At 64.0% G+C, this 18185-nt stretch carries 19 protein-coding genes; 8 read left to right on the top strand and 11 right to left on the bottom strand.

The window, feature by feature from the left end; translation table 11 throughout:
- Positions 1–44 precede the first annotated feature (44 nt).
- Entirely contained in the window at positions 45–1820 is a 1776-nt protein-coding gene (gene gcl, locus ACREXZ_RS06590) for a glyoxylate carboligase (protein WP_431763233.1), read from the bottom strand.
- 183 nt (positions 1821–2003) lie between these two features.
- On the opposite strand from gcl, the gene ACREXZ_RS06585 reads away from it, so the two are divergent.
- From ACREXZ_RS06585 to ACREXZ_RS06550, 8 genes are all read left to right on the top strand, one after another.
- Positions 2004–2915 carry a LysR family transcriptional regulator gene (locus ACREXZ_RS06585; protein WP_431763232.1) on the top strand — a complete coding sequence of 304 codons (912 nt, stop codon included), beginning with the start codon at positions 2004–2006 and terminating at the stop codon, positions 2913–2915.
- Positions 2916–3095: 180 nt separating this feature from the next.
- Positions 3096–3467, top strand: a complete 372-nt coding sequence (rpsF, locus tag ACREXZ_RS06580; protein ID WP_431763231.1) for a 30S ribosomal protein S6 — start codon at positions 3096–3098, stop codon at positions 3465–3467.
- A 33-nt stretch (positions 3468–3500) separates the two neighbouring features.
- Entirely contained in the window at positions 3501–3800 is a 300-nt protein-coding gene (gene priB, locus ACREXZ_RS06575; RefSeq protein WP_431763230.1) for a primosomal replication protein N, read from the top strand.
- A gap of 2 nt (positions 3801–3802) precedes the next feature.
- On the top strand, positions 3803–4078 hold the full coding sequence (gene rpsR / locus ACREXZ_RS06570; protein ID WP_431763229.1) for a 30S ribosomal protein S18: 276 nt from the start codon (positions 3803–3805) through the stop codon (positions 4076–4078).
- A 27-nt stretch (positions 4079–4105) separates the two neighbouring features.
- On the top strand, positions 4106–4558 hold the full coding sequence (gene rplI, locus ACREXZ_RS06565; RefSeq protein WP_431763228.1) for a 50S ribosomal protein L9: 453 nt from the start codon (positions 4106–4108) through the stop codon (positions 4556–4558).
- 207 nt (positions 4559–4765) lie between these two features.
- Positions 4766–6154: a replicative DNA helicase gene (locus ACREXZ_RS06560; protein ID WP_431763227.1), complete on the top strand. Its 1389-nt coding sequence runs from the start codon at positions 4766–4768 to the stop codon at positions 6152–6154.
- 140 nt (positions 6155–6294) lie between these two features.
- The gene (locus tag ACREXZ_RS06555) at positions 6295–6921 is read left to right on the top strand and encodes a DUF47 domain-containing protein (protein WP_431763226.1); all 627 of its coding nucleotides are present in this window, start codon (positions 6295–6297) and stop codon (positions 6919–6921) included.
- Positions 6921–7931, top strand: a complete 1011-nt coding sequence (locus ACREXZ_RS06550) for an inorganic phosphate transporter (protein ID WP_431763225.1) — start codon at positions 6921–6923, stop codon at positions 7929–7931. Before ACREXZ_RS06555 ends, ACREXZ_RS06550 begins: the two co-directional genes overlap by 1 nt.
- A 16-nt stretch (positions 7932–7947) precedes the next feature.
- Here ACREXZ_RS06550 and ACREXZ_RS06545 read toward each other — a convergent pair whose 3' ends face one another.
- The 10 genes from ACREXZ_RS06545 to ACREXZ_RS06500 form a co-directional block, all read right to left on the bottom strand.
- Positions 7948–8754, bottom strand: coding sequence for an SDR family NAD(P)-dependent oxidoreductase (locus ACREXZ_RS06545; RefSeq protein ID WP_431763224.1), 807 nt, complete (start codon positions 8752–8754; stop codon positions 7948–7950).
- A gap of 102 nt (positions 8755–8856) precedes the next feature.
- A complete protein-coding gene (locus ACREXZ_RS06540) occupies positions 8857–9981 on the bottom strand; it encodes an NlpC/P60 family protein (protein ID WP_431763223.1) in 1125 nt (374 codons plus the stop codon).
- A 245-nt stretch (positions 9982–10226) separates the two neighbouring features.
- Entirely contained in the window at positions 10227–12077 is a 1851-nt protein-coding gene (locus ACREXZ_RS06535) for a PhoH family protein (protein WP_431763222.1), read from the bottom strand.
- A 102-nt stretch (positions 12078–12179) separates the two neighbouring features.
- Positions 12180–12314 (bottom strand): hypothetical protein, encoded by a 135-nt coding sequence (locus ACREXZ_RS06530; RefSeq protein WP_431763221.1) that lies wholly within the window; start codon positions 12312–12314, stop codon positions 12180–12182.
- A 99-nt stretch (positions 12315–12413) separates the two neighbouring features.
- A complete protein-coding gene (locus ACREXZ_RS06525) occupies positions 12414–12875 on the bottom strand; it encodes a peroxiredoxin (protein WP_431763220.1) in 462 nt (153 codons plus the stop codon).
- 158 nt (positions 12876–13033) lie between these two features.
- Positions 13034–13930: a 4-deoxy-4-formamido-L-arabinose-phosphoundecaprenol deformylase gene (locus tag ACREXZ_RS06520; RefSeq protein ID WP_431763219.1), complete on the bottom strand. Its 897-nt coding sequence runs from the start codon at positions 13928–13930 to the stop codon at positions 13034–13036.
- Positions 13931–13944: 14 nt separating this feature from the next.
- The gene (locus ACREXZ_RS06515) at positions 13945–14988 is read right to left on the bottom strand and encodes a bifunctional UDP-4-keto-pentose/UDP-xylose synthase (RefSeq protein ID WP_431763218.1); all 1044 of its coding nucleotides are present in this window, start codon (positions 14986–14988) and stop codon (positions 13945–13947) included.
- Positions 14985–15932, bottom strand: coding sequence for a formyltransferase (locus ACREXZ_RS06510; protein ID WP_431763217.1), 948 nt, complete (start codon positions 15930–15932; stop codon positions 14985–14987). The genes ACREXZ_RS06515 and ACREXZ_RS06510 overlap by 4 nt, the downstream gene beginning before the upstream one ends.
- On the bottom strand, positions 15929–16993 hold the full coding sequence (locus ACREXZ_RS06505) for a glycosyltransferase (RefSeq protein WP_431763216.1): 1065 nt from the start codon (positions 16991–16993) through the stop codon (positions 15929–15931). The genes ACREXZ_RS06510 and ACREXZ_RS06505 overlap by 4 nt, the downstream gene beginning before the upstream one ends.
- 6 nt (positions 16994–16999) lie before the next feature.
- Complete coding sequence (locus ACREXZ_RS06500) at positions 17000–18151, bottom strand: DegT/DnrJ/EryC1/StrS family aminotransferase (RefSeq protein WP_431763215.1); 1152 nt, start codon at positions 18149–18151, stop codon at positions 17000–17002.
- Positions 18152–18185: the final 34 nt, after the last annotated feature.

The raw sequence follows: 18185 nt of genomic DNA, 5'->3' as shown, positions 1-18185 counted from the left end.
GGTTCTCTCTGGTCGGTCAGTAGTTAATGCACTTGCAGGGTCGTTCAGTCGGGCAGGCTGACCGCGGTTGGCGCATCTTCGCGCGTCTCGGCCAGTTCCTCGAACTCGTTGATCGCGTCGATCTCGGCGCCCATCGAAATGTTGGTTACGCGCTCGAGGATCACCTCGACCACCACCGGCACGTTGAACTCCGACAGCATCGATTGCGCTTTCTTCAGCGCCGGTGCGATCTCTTCGGGCTTGAACACGCGCAGTGCCTTGCAGCCGAGGCCTTCGGCGACCGCGACGTGATCGACGCCATAGCCGTTCAGTTCCGGCGCATTGATGTTCTCGAACGCGAGCTGGACGCAGTAGTCCATGTCGAACGCGCGTTGCGCCTGGCGGATCAACCCGAGGTACGAGTTGTTCACGACCACATGCACGTACGGCAGCTTGAACTGCGCGCCAACTGCGAGTTCTTCGATCATGAACTGGAAGTCGTAGTCGCCCGACAGCGCGACGATCGGCCGCTGCGGGTCGGCCGCGCGCACACCGAGCGCCGCCGGAATCGTCCAGCCGAGCGGGCCGGCCTGACCGCAGTTGATCCAGTTGCGCGCCTTGTACACGTGCAGGAACTGCGCGCCGGCGATCTGCGACAGACCAATCGTGCTCACGTAGCAGGTATCGCGGCCGAACGCCTTGTTCATTTCCTCGTACACGCGCTGCGGCTTGATCGGCTCGTTGTCGAAGTGGGTCTTGCGCAGCAATGTCCGCTTGCGCTGCTGGCAATCCGCGACCCATTCGCTGCGGTCCTTCAGCTTGCCGTCGCGCTTCCATTCCTGCGCGACCTGCACGAACAGTTCGAGCGCGAGCTTCGCGTCGGACACGATGCCGAGGTCCGGTCCAAACACGCGGCCGATCTGCGTCGGTTCGATATCGACGTGCACGAACTTGCGGCCCTTCGTATAGACCTCGACGCTGCCGGTGTGACGGTTCGCCCAGCGGTTGCCGATGCCGAGTACGAAGTCGGATGCGAGCATCGTCGCGTTGCCGTAGCGATGCGACGTCTGCAGACCGACCATGCCGGCCATCAGCGGATGGTCGTCGGGAATCGCACCCCACGACATCAGCGTCGGAATCACTGGCACGCCGAGTGTTTCCGCGAACTTCACGAGCAGGTCCTCGGCCGCAGCATTGAGGACGCCGCCGCCGGAGACGATCAGCGGCTTTTCGGAATCGTTGAGCATCGTCAGCGCGGCCTCGACCTGCTTGCGGGTCGCCGCGGGCTTGTAGACCGGCAGCGGCTCGTACGTGTCGATGTCGAACTCGATCTCCGCGACCTGTACGTCGACCGGCAGATCGATCAGCACTGGCCCCGGACGGCCCGAGCGCATCAGATGGAACGCCTGCTGGAACACGCGCGGCACGAGCGCGGGTTCGCGCACGGTCACCGCCCATTTCGTCACCGGCTTCGCGATCGATTCGATGTCGACGGCCTGAAAGTCTTCCTTGTAGAGCCGCGCGCGCGGCGCCTGACCGGTGATCGCGAGAATCGGGATCGAGTCGGCCTGCGCCGAGTAGAGGCCCGTGATCATGTCGGTGCCGGCAGGCCCCGACGTACCGATACACACGCCGATGTTGCCGGGCGCGGCCCGCGTGTAGCCCTCGGCCATGTGCGACGCGCCTTCGACGTGGCGGGCCAGCACATGGCTGATGCCGCCGCCCTTGCGCAACGCGGAGTAGAGCGGGTTGATCGCGGCGCCCGGGACACCGAACGCGGTGTCGATGCCTTCTTTTTCGAGCACGAGTACGGCTGCGTCGACGGCTCTCATCCTGGTCATGGAAATGTCTCCTGAAATATCGCTCTACGTTGCAAATACGGGAAATGCCTGCAAAGGCTGTTGAGCGCACTTTAGGCGCCACTCAAAGGTTTGATAAGATCAGCGCGGGTTGCTTGTTTCGAAACAAAAAGTATGGAATTGCGGTGCGGCCGTCGCGGCGCGCAGCACCGGCAGGAGACAACGATGGACCGCTTCAAGCAGATCGAAACCTTCGTGCGCGTCGCCGATGCGGGTAGCCTTGCCGCGGCTGCGCTGGAGGAGGGCGTATCGCCGGTGATACTCGGGCGGCGTATCGACGCGCTCGAGAAACGACTGGGCGTCAAGCTGATGTACCGCTCGACGCGCCGGCTCGTCGTGAGCGAGGAAGGCGCGGCGTTCCTCGAACGCTGCCGCGGGTTGCTCACCGAATGGGATCAGGCGGAAAACGAGCTGACGGCGGGGCGCCGGGCGGTTAGTGGCCATCTGATCGTGTCCGCGCCAGCCGCGTTCGGCCGCAAGCACGTCGCGCCGCTTGCACCCGTGTTTCTCGTCGACAAACCGGATTTGCAGGTGTCGTTCAATCTGACCGACCGGGTCGTCGATCTGGTGCGCGAAGGCTACGACCTGTCGATCCGGATCGGCGGCGCGGTCGATCCGAACTTCGTCGCGGTGAAGCTCGCGACCAACCGGCGCGTGGTGTGCGGCACGCCCGCGTACTTCCGCAAGCACGGCAAGCCGGGCTCGCTCGACGATCTGCCGCAGCACAACTGCCTCGCGTTCAATCTGCAGGGCGGCCAGAACCGCGGCTGGTACTTCCGGCGCAACGGCAAGCTGGTGACGGTGCGGGTCGGCGGAACGCTCGACTGCAACGACGGCGAGCTGCTGCATCGCTGGGTGTCCGAGGGGCTCGGGATCGGCTGGCGTTCGACGTGGGAGATCCAGCAGCAGCTTGCGCGTGGCGAGCTCGAAACGGTGCTCGACGACTACGCGCTGCCGGACTACGACATCCTCGCGGTGTACCCGCAGCAGCGCTACGTGCCGGCGAAGGTACGTTATTTCATCGACTACCTGAAGGAGGTCTACGCGCGGCCTGACTACTGGAGCAGCGTCGGGTAGCGCGGCCTGAAATGGGGCAAGAGCTGCCCGCCCGCGCCAAGTCGTTGAAAATACGGCCGAAACCGGCGTCCGGGACCAGATAAGCGTTGCCTTTTACGGGCCAGCCGGGTTAGAATCTCGGGCTTCTCACTTGCCACACCGGTTAGACGCTCGGGTGGCTTTAATCCACAAGGAGTGTGTATGCGTCATTATGAAATCGTATTCATCGTGCACCCCGATCAGAGCGAGCAGGTTCCCGCCATGATCGAGCGTTACAAGACCACGATCACGTCGCACGGTGGCCAGATCCACCGCATCGAAGACTGGGGCCGCCGTCAGCTGGCCTACATGATCGAGAAACTCGCGAAGGCTCACTACGTCTGCATGAACATCGAATGCGACCAGGCCACGCTCGACGAACTCGAACACGCGTTCAAGTTCAACGACGCCGTTCTGCGTCACCTGATCGTCAAGCAGAAGAAGGCCGAAACCGGCCCGTCGCCGATGATGAAGGAAGTGCAGCGCGAAGAAGCCAAGAAGGCGGCTGCCCAGCCGTCCGAAGCGCAGGCTTAAAGACACAAGCCATCAGGGAAACGCGTCGCTTACGTGAACAGGCTGCAGCTTAAGGCGAGCGTCGTTGAACGCGAACCGGTGCGGTATACCCCCGCCGGCGTTCCGATCGCGAGTTGTACGTTGCACCACCACGCAGAAGTCGTCGAAGCCGGTATTACCCGGCAGATCGAACTGACGATGCAGGCGGTGGCTGCCGGCGAAGCGAGCGGCAAGCTGGAAAACTGCGCGATGGGCGTCGAAACGCTCTTCACCGGTTTTCTCGCGAAGAAAAGCCGCAACGCCAGAACCCTGGTGTTTCACATCACAGAATTGCAGGACACAGGAAAGGACTAATCATGCCCCGCCCGACTGGTAAGAAATTCGACAAGCGTCGTCAGCAACAAAACCCGCTCTTCAAGCGCAAGAAGTTCTGCCGTTTCACGGCTGCCAATGTCGATCAGATCGACTACAAGGACATCGAAACGCTGAAGGACTTCATCGGCGAAAACGGCAAGATCACGCCAGCGCGTCTGACGGGTACCAAGGCCCACTATCAACGTCAGCTGGATACGGCTATCAAGCGCGCGCGTTTCCTCGCGCTGGTGCCGTACACCGACCAGCACAAGGCCTAACCCGACGACGCTACAAGGAGCATCCGAATGCAGATCATTCTTCTGGAAAAAGTCGTCAACCTGGGTAACCTGGGCGACATCGTCAAGGTCAAGGACGGTTACGCACGTAACTTCCTGATCCCGCAAAAGCAGGCGCGCCGCGCCACGAAGACCGCGATCGCCGAATTCGAAGTCCGCCGTGCGGAACTCGAAAAGGTCGCCGGTGAAAAGCTGGCTGCCGCTCAGGCGCAAGGCGAAAAGCTGGCCGGCCTGACCGTCCAGATCGCGCAGAAGGCTGGTGTCGACGGCCGTCTGTTCGGTTCGGTCACGAACGCCGACATCGCCGCAGCGCTCGGCAAGCAGGGCTTCGCCGTCGAAAAGGCGCAGGTCCGTCTGCCGGAAGGCCCGCTCAAGCTGGTCGGTGACCATCCGGTGCAGGTCTCGCTGCACACCGACGTGCTGATCGACGTCACGGTGTCGGTGCTGGGCGAACACGTGTAAAGCGACTCGCGTCGGCGAGAGCCGGCGCGCAGCGTGAAGCACAGGCAGTACAGGGCAGGGGCCGGGAAACCGGCCCCTGCCTTTTTTGTTCTCCGCGTGGCTTTTGATGTGCTGACCGGGATGTGCAGGCCGGCATGATCGCGATACCCGTCCGACATCCTTCACAGGCATTTCCCGCGGCGGGTATTTGCCCGATAATTCCCCTCCATGAACGCACCGAAAGATCCCCAAATCGAATCGCTGAAAGTCCCGCCACATTCGATCGAGGCCGAGCAGTCGGTCCTCGGCGGCTTGCTGCTGGACAACGCCGCGTGGGACCGCATCGCGGATTTCCTGTCGCAGAGCGATTTCTACCGCTATGACCACCGGATCATCTTCGAGCACATCGGGCGGCTGATCGCTGCGACGCGCCCGGCCGACGTGATCACGGTCTACGAGGCGCTCGGCACGGCGGGCAAGGCAGACGACGTCGGCGGTCTCGCGTACCTCAACGCGCTCGCGCAAAACACGCCGAGCGCGGCGAACATCCGGCGCTATGCCGAGATCGTGCGCGACCGGGCGGTGCTGCGCAGGCTCGTGTCGGTCGCGGACGAGATTTCCGCCGACGCGTTCAACCCGCAAGGCAAGGAAGTCCGGCAATTGCTGGACGAAGCCGAATCGAAGGTGTTTTCGATCGCGGAAGACGGCGCGCGTGGCACGCAGGGCTTTCTCGAGATCGGACCGCTGTTGACCCAGGTGGTCGAGCGCATCGACACGCTGTACCACAGCGCGAATCCGAGCGACGTCACGGGCACGCCCACCGGTTTCGTCGACCTCGACCGGATGACGTCGGGCATGCACGGCGGCGAGCTGATCATCGTGGCGGGGCGGCCGTCGATGGGCAAGACCGCGTTTTCGATGAACATCGGCGAATACGTCGCGGTCGAGTATGGGCTGCCGGTCGCGGTGTTCTCGATGGAAATGCCGGGCACACAGCTGACGATGCGGATGCTCGGTTCGGTCGGGCGTCTCGACCAGCACCGGATGCGTACAGGTCGCCTGACCGACGAGGACTGGCCGAAGCTCACGCACGCGGTGCAGAAAATGAGCGAGGCGCAGATCTTCATCGACGAAACCGGCGCTCTGAACCCGATGGAACTGCGCTCACGCGCACGTCGGCTGTCGCGGCAATGCGGCAAGCTCGGGCTCATCATCGTCGACTACCTGCAACTGATGTCCGGTTCTTCGTCCCAGGGCGAAAACCGGGCCACCGAAATTTCCGAAATCTCGCGTTCGCTGAAGAGCCTCGCGAAGGAACTCGACGTGCCGGTCATGGCGCTGTCGCAGCTCAACCGCGGACTCGAACAGCGCCCCAACAAACGGCCGATCATGTCCGACCTGCGCGAATCGGGCGCCATCGAACAGGATGCGGACATCATCCTGTTCATCTATCGCGACGAAGTCTACAACCCGGACAGCCAGGACAAGGGCACCGCCGAAATCATCATCGGCAAGCAGCGGAACGGGCCGATCGGCCCCGTGCGGTTGACGTTCCACGGCCAGTACACGAAGTTCGACAACTTCGCGGGCGCGCAGCACTTTCACGGCGGCGATTAACGAACCTGCAGCGAGTCTGCAACGAACCGGCCGGTCGCGTCTTTCGCACCGGCCTTGTCAAGGAAGGGGTGCCGCAACGGCCTCGCGACGGTACAATGTTGCCGTTTTGTGACAGCCTTTGACCCCTTCCCAGGATTTCCATGTTCGGTCGATTCATGCCCACCGAGGGCAAGTTCTTTGAGATTTTCAACCAGCACGCAAAGTACATCGTCTCGGCGAGTCACGAACTCGAACTGCTGATCGACAACCTCGCGGACGCCGAAATCCACAAGCAGAACGTGCAGACCGCGGAAAAAGCCGCCGACAAGCTCACGCACGAAACCATCGACCTGCTGCACAAGACCTTCATCACGCCGCTCGACCGCGACGAAATCCACAAGCTGATTACCACGATGGACGACATCCTCGACCTGATGGAGGATGTCGCGACCGCCGTGTCGCTGTACGACGTGCAGGCCGTTACGTCCGAGGCGAGCCAGCTCGCGCACATCTGCACGGCCACGTCCGAACAGGTGCAATCGGCCGTCGCGATGCTGTCCGACATGAAGCAGGCGAGCCAGATCCTGAAGGCGTGCGAGGAGATCGACCGGCTCGAATCGGAGGCCGACCGCGTGCTGCGGTCCGCGATGTCGAAGCTGTTCCGCGAGGAAGACGACGTCAAGACGCTGATCAAGCTCAAGGCGATTTACGAACTGCTCGAGTCGATCACCGACAAATGCGAGGACGTGGCGAACATCATCGAAGGCATCGTGCTGGAAAACGCCTGATGCATTCGATTCAACTCGCCATCTGGACCGTGGCCACGCTCGTCGCCGTGGCGCTCGTATTCGATTTCATGAACGGCTTCCACGACGCGGCCAATTCGATCGCGACCGTCGTGTCCACCGGGGTGCTGAAGCCGCAACAGGCGGTCGCATTCGCCGCCGCGTTCAACGTCATCGCTTATTTCATTTTCCATCTGAAAGTCGCGCAGACGGTCGGCAAGGGCACGATCGATCCGGGCATCGTCGATCACTACGTCGTGTTCGGCGCACTGGTCGGCGCGATCGGATGGAACATCGTCACGTGGTACTACGGCATCCCGTCGAGCTCGTCGCATGCGCTGATCGGGGGTCTCGTCGGCGCAGCGCTTGCCAGTTCGGGCTGGCATGCGCTCAACGTCGATGGCCTGTTGAAAACCGTCGTATTCATTTTCCTGTCGCCGCTGCTCGGTTTCGTACTCGGCTCGTTCTTCATGCTGGCGGTGTCGTGGATCTATTTCCGCACGCCGCCAAGCAAGGTGAACGGGCGCTTCCGCCGTCTGCAACTGGTGTCGGCGGGGCTCTACAGTCTCGGGCACGGCGGCAACGATGCGCAGAAGACCATCGGCATCATCTGGATGCTGCTGATCGCGACAGGCTACACATCGGCCAGCGCCGACGCACCGCCGATCTGGGTAATCGGCGCGTGCTATCTGTCGATGGGGCTCGGCACGCTGTTCGGCGGCTGGCGCATCGTGCGGACGATGGGGCAGAAAATCACGAAGCTGAAGCCGGCCGGCGGGTTCTGCGCGGAAGCGGGCGGTGCGATCACGCTGTTCCTTGCGTCGTGGCTCGGCATCCCGGTATCGACGACGCACACGATCACCGGCGCGATCGTCGGCGTGGGCGCGACACGGAAGCTAAGCGCGGTGCGCTGGGGTGTCGCCGGCAATATCGTGTGGGCGTGGGTGCTGACCATTCCGGCGTCGGCCGCGCTGGCTGCGGCGGGCTGGTGGCTGGGTCACCGGTTTCTGTGACCCGCGTAGACCGCGTTCAGATCAGCGGCGTGCTACCGCCGTCCATCGGGACGAGCGCTCCCGTTACATAGCTCGCGCGGCGGCTGGCCAGAAACAGCGCCACGTCGGCGATTTCCTCCGGCTTCGCGTAGCGCCCGAGCGGCACGCGCGCCTCGCCGCGGGCCTGCGCCTCGGCAGTATCGATACCCTGCGCGTCCGCTTCCAGCTTCAGCGCTTCGCCGACCCGCTCGGTGAGCGTCGCGCCCGGATTGATCGCGTTGATGCGGATCCCGTAGCGCGCGTAGTAGTGCGCGAGCCCGACCGTCGCCAGCATCAGCGCCGCGTTCGCCGCGCCGCCGGCGATATGGATGTCGCTCGCAAACTTGCCGCCCATACCGATGATGTTGACGATCGTGCCGGGCTCGGACCCGTCACCGGCCTTCACGCGCTCGGCCATCCGGCGCAGCACTTCCTGCTGCGGATAGATATACGGAAAGTATTTTGCTTCCATCGTCGCCTTGAACGCGGCGGCGTCGAGCGTTTCCGGGTCGTAGCGGCGCGCGGCGCCGGCGCTGTTGATCAGGATGTCGATCGGGCCAAGTGCCGTTGCCGCTTCTTCGACGACGTCCGCGGCGCTGTGCGGATCGTGCAGATCCGCGCGGGTGAGATGGACGTGCAGTCCTTCTGCCGCGAGCTGTTCGCGGGCCCGAGCGAGATTGGCCGGATCGCGCGAGACGATCGCGACCTTCGCGCCTTCGGCGGCGAATGCGCGGGCGCACGCGAGGCCGATGCCCTTGCTGCCGCCGGTGATCAGAACAACCTTGTTTTCGAGCCCGAGATCCATCGCCGCTACTCCGTTCGAATGATATCGACGACGATAGCAGACGCGCGCCGGTTGCGCGCGCTGCGGCGCATTGCGACGGTCATAAGCGGGGTGAAGGCGGGTTCAGTAACTACCGTTCGCGAAGCGGGCGATCGGGTCGTCGCCGGTCTGCGTGGGGGCGGGCTGCGGACGCGAAGCGGTCGACGCGCGCATGATCTGCACCGGTTCCGCATCCCCTTCCTGCCGTGCCTGTTGCGCCTGGCGGGCCGCGACGGCGGCGGGCGGTGGCGGCTCGAACGCGTCGGCGGCCGAGTCGATCGGGTCGGGTGACGACGGACGGGCCGTGGCGATCGACGGGCCCGGTTCGCTGGTCGTGGCTATTGCGGGGACGTTGGCGGGCTGCGAAGGTGCGGGGGTTGCGGATACGGTCGCGGGCGTCACGGCGCCGGCCGCGCGGGCCTGCATCTGCGCGGCGCTCATGCCGGGCGGCGGCGGTTCGAACGGATCGGCGGCGGCTGCGGCAGCGGTTGCCGGTTGCGGCGGCGGTGCAACGCTCGCGGTGAGCGGCTGCTGAGTCTGGATGACTGCGGTCCGCGGCATGGGCGCCGCGGCCATCGCTGGCGCTGCCACGGCAGCCATCGCTGCCGGAGCAACAGCCTTATCCGGCGCCACCGACGCGTCGTAGGTCGGCGTATCGAACGGCGTGGCCTTCGGCGGCGCGACCCGGCGGATGCCGTCGAAGCGTTTGGCCCAGTACGGATTCGTCAGGTAGTCGAGCCGCACGGTGCCGCCGGTCGACGGTGCATTGACGAAGCGCAGTTTGCCGACGTAGATGCCGACGTGCGAGTGAGCCCGGCCGGTCGTGTTGAAGAAGATCAGATCGCCGGGCGCGACTTCGTCCGGGTCGATCGACTCGCCGCGGCCGCTCATGTCGGCGGTCGTGCGCGGCAGATTGACGGACGCCGACCGTTCGACCACGTAGCGAACGAACCCGCTGCAATCGAACCCGCTCTCCGGCGTATTGCCGCCCCAGCGGTATGGAACGCCGACGAGGCTCATCGCCTGGATCGAGATTTCCTCGCGCCCGACGCTGTGATCGACGAAATGGGGGAAGCCCGGCGGGGCAGTGCGGTACGCGTTGCCCGCGACCGGCGCGCTGATGGATCCGCGCGACGTGCTGCGCTGAGGCGCGCTGGAACACGCAGCGAGCAGCATGACGATCAGCAGCGAAAACGCGAGTCGGCGCATGAAAAACCGGAGCGTGCTAAACGCTCGCTTAAAGCGGACGATGACCGGATGGTAGCCCGTCGATAGGGGCCGGGGCAAGAATTCTTGATAATTTACTTGAAGTTCCAGCGCTAAGTGTTGTTCGACGGGAACGTTGTGGTACGGGCGCTCAATTGGGGCCGGACAAATAAAAACGCCCGGCGATAAAGCCGGGCGCTTGTGCGGACACTGCCGACCGGTCAAAACCGGTCGCGATCCGGGAGACGCTACAGGATGTCGGACGCGTAGTCGGCGAGCCGCGAGCGTTCGCCGCGCGCGAGGGTCACGTGACCGCTGTGAGCCCAACCCTTGAAGCGGTCGACGACGTACGTCAACCCCGAACTGCCTTCGGTCAGGTACGGCGTATCGATCTGCGCGATGTTGCCGAGACAGATGATCTTCGTGCCCGGACCCGCGCGCGTGACCAGCGTCTTCATCTGCTTCGGCGTAAGGTTCTGCGCCTCGTCGATGATCAGATACTTGTCGACGAACGTCCGGCCGCGCATGAAGTTCATGCTCTTGATCTTCAGGCGCGAGCGGATCAGTTCCTGGGTCGCGGCGCGGCCCCATTCGCCGGCTGCGTCGTCGGTTTTCTGCAGGACTTCGAGGTTGTCGTCGAATGCGCCCATCCACGGCTGCATCTTCTCTTCCTCGGTGCCCGGCAGGAAGCCGATGTCCTCGCCGACCGGCACCGTCGCGCGCGTGACGATGATCTCGTTGTAGCGCTTTTCGTCGAGCACCTGCGCGAGGCCGGCCGCGAGCGCGACCAGCGTCTTGCCGGTACCGGCCTGGCCGAGCAGCGTGACGAAATCGATGTCCGGATTCATCAGCAGGTTCAGCGCGAAGTTCTGCTCGCGATTGCGCGCAGTGATACCCCACACGTTGTTCTTGTGATGGCCGTAGTCGCGCAGCGTCTGCAGCAGCGCGGTCTTGCCGTTCAGCTCACGCACCAGCGCGTGGAACGCCGGCTCGCCATTCTGCGGCTCGAGAAAGACGAACTCGTTGACGAGCATCGACGCGCACAGCGGACCCGTGACCCGGTAGTACGTCGTGCCGGTCTTCGTGTCCTGCCAGCTCTCCATGCCCTTCGCGTGCTTCGTCCAGAAGTCCTGCGGCAGCGCGCGAATGCCTGTGTACAGCAGATCCTTGTCTTCGAGGACCTGGTCGTTGAAGTAGTCTTCCGCGGGCAGGCCGAGCGCGTGCGCCTTGATCCGCATGTTGATGTCTTTCGACACCAGCACGACCTGGCGGTCGGCGCGGTCGCGCTGCAGTGCGCGCACCACACCGAGGATCTGGTTGTCGGCCTTGCCTTCCGGCAGGCCTTCGACCGCCTCGATGGTCGTCAGCTTGGTCTGGAAATACAGATTACCGGCGGCCTCGCGGCTGCCGAGGCGCGACAGCGGAATGCCTTCCGAGATCGGCCCCGAGTTCGCGACCAGCGCGTCGAGCGTGCGGCTCACCTGGCGTGCGTTCCGCGCGACTTCCGACATCCCTTTCTTGTGGTTGTCGAGCTCTTCGAGCGTCATCATCGGCAGATAGACGTCGTGCTCTTCGAAGCGGAACAAGCAGGTCGGGTCGTGCATCAGCACGTTCGTGTCGAGCACGAACAGCTTGCGGACCTCGACCACGCCGGACTGCCGGCTGCCTTTCTGTCCGGCACCGCGTGGTGCGGGGGCTCGGGCTGCGGGCGCTGTGACCGTCTGGCTGGCAGGCTGCCGCGTCGAGCGTGCCACGGGCGCTTCGGCGGGTTCGACAAAAGGTGCGGTGACGGGCTGCGCGGACGGTACCGGCTGCAGCAGCGCCGCGGTCTGGCGGCTCTTGCGGCTACGGGCGGGCGCGGCCGAATCGTTGTTGGCACCGGCGGAATCGGCCGTCGGCGGAACGGGGCGCAACGTCGTCGCGGCATTGGCCGCGTGGGTCATCGGAGTGGCGACGTTCGCCGGAGCATATTCGGCCGACGCTGCCTGTTCTGCGGCGCTGCCCGCTTTCCTGGCGGACTTCGCCGGCTGGGCTTTCGCCTTGTATTCCTCAGGCGGCAGCAGATTGCCGAGCTTGCTGGGCGGGGTAGGCAAAGGCATGGTTTCCCTCGAAGAAATCGGGTCGCATATCGTGCGCCGCCTGTCGCATTCTGCCGGTGCTCATGATGCGCACGCAGTTTGCGCCCGGTGGCGCGCTTCGGTTTAGAGATGCCGGTTCGCCTGGTCTTCGATCGACTCCTTGACGAGCGTGCGCCGGCGCATGAAAGAACGGCTGCGCACAATTAAAAAAGCCGCCGTCCCGGCAACCGGGACAAGCGGCTCGACTTCGGTTATCACGGTGCGCCTCGCGATCTCGACGCGGGCAGCGCGAAATCCGGCGCAACGGTGAAAAGAATGGGGTGGACAGGCACTCATCGCGGCCCAATATAACGCGCCTCACAGCGCTTGTACAGCCTCCAGAATTTCATCGACATGACCCGGCACCTTGACGCCGCGCCACTCGTGGCGCAGTACGCCGCCGCTGTCGATCAGAAACGTGGAGCGCTCGATTCCACGTACCTCTTTGCCATACATTTTCTTCATTTTGATGACGTTGAAGAGGGAACACAGCACTTCGTCCGCATCGGACACGAGCGGGAACGGTAATTCGAGCTTCGCCTTGAAATTTTCATGCGAGCGCACGCTGTCCCGCGACACGCCGACGATTTCCGCGCCGGCCTTCTTGAATTTGGGATACAGATCGCGAAACTGCAGACCTTCGGTCGTGCAGCCCGGCGTGTTGTCCTTCGGATAAAAATACAGCACCACCTTCTTGCCCTTCAGACCTGACAGCGTGAAATCTCCGCCGGTGGCGGGCGCGGTGAAGTCGGGGACGGGTTGGTCGACTGCGATGGGCACGAGGTTCTCCGTTGGTTCCGTTTATTTCGTTTGTTATGGCCCGCGCCGCTGCCTTCGTGCGGCGGTGCGCGACCTGAGCGTCGAAGCGGGGCGGGTGCGTGGCTGGCGTCGGTTCGGCCCGACGGGTCGAACGATCGGACGAATGAACGACAGGACAATCAACCAGGCTGGACGATCAGTTCGCCGGAGCGGCCGGGAATTTCGCCCCACGTCACAGGGTACGATGGCAGCGAGTCGCGGTCCAGCGCGGCATGATAGTCGCCCATCGTCGCGAACGTGTGACCCTGCGCGCGCCATCCGGCGAGCAGTTGTTCGAAGACCGGTGCGAGCTTCTGTCCTTCGAGTTCCGCGTGCAGTGTGAAGACCTGGTCGCCCGGATTGTTCGCGGTGCGCTCGAGCATCCATGCAGCGACGTTGTCGGTATCGATACCGTCGACACCCAGCACTTCATCGAGCGTCGGCAGCGTGGTCGGCATTTGCACGTGGTTCAGCGTCCTGCCGTCGAGCACCGGAAAGTAAGGCGTATGGCCGCGCCCGTCGGACGCGTAGCGCATGCCCCACGCGTCGATCTGCTCGAACGCGTGCCCGTTCATCTGCCAGCCCGCTGCGCCGTGCGTCGCCGGCGGCGCACCGAAGATGTCGATGAAGCGCGCATGGCTCTGCTGCATCTGCGCGACGGTCCAGTCGCGCGCGCGGGTGCGCACGTTGTCCTGCCAGTACACGTGATCCCACGTGTGGATACCGCATTCGAAGCCCGCTTCGTGGATTGCGCGCATATCGGCCGCGGCACGCCGCCCGATGTCCGGACCGGGCAGCAGCACGCCGTACATCAGCTGACGCACGCCGTAGTGCTCGACCACCGACGTGCGCGACACCTTCTGCAGAAAGCCCGGCCGCAGCACGCGGCGCATCGCCCAGCCGGTGTGGTCGGGCCCGAGGCTGAACAGGAAAGTGGCGCGCGCCTTGAAACGGTCGAAAATACGCGCGAGATTCGGCACGCCTTCGCGCGTACCGCGCAGCGTGTCGACGTCGATCTTCAGAACGATGCGGGCCAACGTGGGCTCTATGGTTATTGTTCGACGAGTGCGCGCGCTTCGCCGACGTGGCCGCGATACGCTTCGAAAATCTTGCGCAGCGCTTCGTCGAAGGTCGACTTCGGCGCCCAGCCGAGTTCCTGCATCGTGTTGTCGATCTTCGGCACGCGGTTCTGCACGTCCTGGTAGCCCGCGCCGTAGTACGCACCCGACGTCGTTTCGACGAGCTGCACGGTCTTCACGGAATCCGCGTATTCCGGGATGCTGGCCGCGAGCGCGAGCATCTTGTGCGCGAGTTCGCGCACCGAGAAGTTGTTCTTCGGATTGCCGATGTTGTAGATCTTGCCCGACGCAATACCGTCGCGGTTGTCGATGATCTTCATCAGCGCGTCGATGCCGTCGTCGATATCGGTGAACGCGCGTTTCTGCGCGCCGCCGTCGACGAGGCTGATGTTCTCGCCGCGCACGATATGGCCGAGGAACTGCGTGACGACACGCGAGCTGCCTTCCTTCGGCGTGTAGATCGAGTCGAGGCCCGGGCCGATCCAGTTGAACGGACGGAACAGCGTGAAGTTCAGGCCTTCCATGCCGTAGCCCCAGATCACGCGGTCCATCAGCTGCTTCGAGCACGCGTAGATCCATCGCGGCTTGTTGATCGGACCGTACGACAGCTGCGATTCTTCCGGATCGAACTGCTCGTCGGTGCACATGCCGTACACCTCGGACGTCGACGGGAAGACCAGATGCTTGCCGTACTTCGCGGCCGAACGGACGATCGGCAGGTTCGCCTCGAAGTCGAGTTCGAACACGCGCAGCGGTTGCTTCACGTACGTGGCCGGCGTGGCGATCGCGACGAGCGGCAGGATCACGTCGCACTTCTTCACGTGATACTCAACCCACTCCTTGTTGATCGTGATATCGCCTTCGAAGAAATGCATCCGCTCGTGGTTGACGAGGTCGCCGAGGCGTTCGGTCTGCATGTCCATGCCGAACACTTCCCAGTCGGTCGTTTCGAGAATGCGCTTGGACAGGTGATGGCCAATGAAGCCGTTGACACCCAGAATCAGGACTTTTTTCATGAATGGCGGGAGGAATGAGTGAGCTGCGTAAATTCGGCTGGGGAGACGACATGGCTGCCGCCGTCGTGCGGCGTGCGTCGTTCGTGCCAGAGTTCGTGGACGGCGATTGCCCGGCCGTCGCCGCATATCGCGAGGAACGCATTATCGCTTACGTGCAGGCCGGCGGGCAAATCCAGCTGCAGCGCGCCGGGTCGCGCAAGCCGCGCGCGCGCGACGATGAAGCGTTCGCCGGCGATCTCGGTGAACGCGCCGGGATAGGGCGGCGCGACCGCGCGGATCAGGTTGTAGACGCGCTGCGCGGGCTGGGTCCAGTCGATCCGGCCGTCCTCGGGCTTGCGTCCGCCGAAGTAGCTGCCGTGCGCGAGATCGTTCGGCAGATGTGGCGCTTCGCCCGCGAGCAGCGCGGGCAGCACGCGCCACAGCGTCTGTTCGGCGGCGACGGTGGTCTTGTCGAAGACCTGTGCGGCGGTGTCGTCGGGCAGGATCGGCACCGGCGTCTGCGCGATGATCGCGCCGGCATCCGGCTTCGCGGCCATCTCGTGCAGCGTCGCGCCGGTTTCGGTTTCGCCGTTCAGCACCGCCCAGTTGGTCGGCACGCGACCGCGGTATTTCGGCAGCAACGAGCCGTGCATGTTGTACGCGCCATGCGCGGCGATCGCGAGCAGATCGACTGGCAGCATGTGGCGGTAGTAGAACGAAAAGATGAAATCGGGCCGCGCGGCGCTGACCGCCGCGCGCAGTTCGGCGCTCGTAGGATCGGTCGGTGTGACGGTCGCGATGCCGTGCTCCGCCGCGAGCTTTGCGACACTGCCGAACCAGATGTTTTCGTGCGGGTTGTCCTCGTGCGTGACGACGAGCGCAACGTCGACACCGCGCGCGAGCAGCACCTGCAGGCAGCGCACGCCAACGTTGTGATAGGCGAACACGACCGCGCGCGGTTTCATCGCGGCTGCTCCTGGTCCAGTGGCTGATCGAACGAGCGGGCCGCCTGTACGCCTTGCACGACCGCCTGCCGCGGGGCGCTTGCGACCGCTTCGCCGTTGCGCTCCTCGAGGATCGTCTGCACGAGATAGCGCGGCCGCGCGCGCACCTGCTGGTAGATGCGGCCGATGTATTCGCCGAGCAGCCCGAGCGCGAAGATGATCACGCCGAGCAGGAAGAACGTGATTGCGAACAGTGTGAACACGCCTTGCACTTCCGCGCCGATGATGAAGCGGCGGATCAGCAGCAGCACGAACAGCGCGGCCGAACCGATCGACAGGATCACGCCGATGAACGACAACCATTGCAACGGTACGACCGAAAAGCCCGTGACCAGATCGAAATTCAGCCGGATCAGGCTGTACAACGAGTATTTCGATTCGCCGGCGAAGCGCTCTTCATGCGCGACATCGACCTCGACCGGATTCTGCGAGAACGTGTACGCGAGCGCCGGGATGAACGTGTTGATCTCGCCGCAACGATTGATCGTATCGACGATATGGCGGCTGTACGCGCGCAGCATGCAGCCCTGATCGGTCATCTTGATGCGCGTGATGCGTTCGCGCAGACGGTTCATCGCCTGCGACGCCTTGCGGCGCCACAGGCTGTCCTGGCGCTGCATGCGGATCGTGCCGACGTAGTCGTAGCCTTCGCGCATCTTGTTGACCAGCTTGGCGATTTCCTCGGGCGGATTCTGCAGATCGGCGTCGAGCGTGATGACGATCTCGCCGCGCGACTGCTCGAAGCCTGCAAGGATCGCCATGTGCTGGCCGTAGTTGCCGTTCAGCAGGATCGCGCGCGTGGTGTCGGGCCGTACGTGGAACTGTTGCTCGAGCAGCGCGGAGGATCTGTCGCGACTGCCGTCGTTGATGAAGATCACCTCGTAGGTCGTGCCGAGCGCGTCGAGCGCCGGGTAGAGCCTCGCAAACAGTTCGCCGAGCCCGGCTTCCTCGTTGTAGACCGGGATGACGACCGAGACTTCCGGTGTGTCCGTCGCTCGGGAGCGATGTTCGGTTTGACTCATGTCCGCTTATTTTCCGTATTGTTCGCAAATTTCGTCGACCGCGCGGCACACGCGCGCGACGTCGTCTTCGTTCATCAGCGTGAAGAGCGGTAGCGTGACCGTCGTCGCGCCGAAGCGCTCCGCATGCGGGAACATGCCTTCCCTGAAGCCGCGCGCACGATACAGCGTGAACAGGTGGATCGCCGGGTAGTGAACGCCCGAACCGATGCCGCGCTCCTTCAGTTGCGCCATGAAGCCCGCGCGATCGAGCGAGAGCTTGTCGAGCGGCAGCGTGATCTGGAACATGTGCCAGTTCGAATTCTCGAAGTCGGCGACCGGCAGCCCGATGCCGAGCCGCACCGCCGCACCGCCTTCGAGGCCGGCGAAATAGGCCTGTGCGAGCGCCTTGCGCTGCGCGAGGAAACGTTCGAGATGTTTCATCTGACCGAGGCCGACGCGCGCGGCGACGTCGGTCAGGTTGTACTTGCCGCCGAGCACATCGCAGTCCATTCCGTCGAAGCCCGTGCGCGTGATGCCCTGCAGCCGGTACTTCTGCGCGAGCAGCGCTTCGTCCTCGTTGTTCAGCACGAGCGCGCCGCCTTCGATCGACGTGAAGTTCTTGTTCGCATGGAAGCTGAACGACACGATGTCGCCAATTGCGCCGATGCGCTTGCCGTGCCACGTCGAACCGAAGGCCTGCGCCGCGTCTTCGATCACGCGCAGCCGGTGCGCGCGGGCGATCTCGTACAGACGGTCCATATCGACCGGCATACCGGCCAGATAGACCGGGATCACGGCCTTCGTGCGCGGCGTGATCGCTTTCTCGAGCAGATCGAGGTCGATGTTGCGGGTGCGCGGATCGATGTCGACGAACACTGGCGTCGCGCCGGTTTCGATGATCACGTTGCTGGTCGCGACCCACGAAGCAGGGGTTGTGATCACTTCGTCGCCGGGGCCCACGCCGGCGATCCGCAGGCCAATCTCGAGGGTCGCCGTGCCGGAGTTGAACGTGCGCACCGGACGGCCGCCGCAGAACGCCGACAGTTCGGCCTCGAACTGCTGGTTCTGCGGGCCGGTGGTGATCCAGCCGGAGCGCAGCACGTCGGCGACGCCCTGGATCGTTTCTTCATCGATTTCCGGGCGGACGAACGGCAAAAACGGGACGGATGACTGGGACATGAAGGCTTCGCTCAATGAGAAAGGGCTGCAATGT

Source organism: Paraburkholderia sp. (assembly GCF_050742655.1).
GTDB lineage: Bacteria > Pseudomonadota > Gammaproteobacteria > Burkholderiales > Burkholderiaceae > Paraburkholderia.
This window is presented reverse-complemented; position numbering and strand designations above follow the sequence as displayed.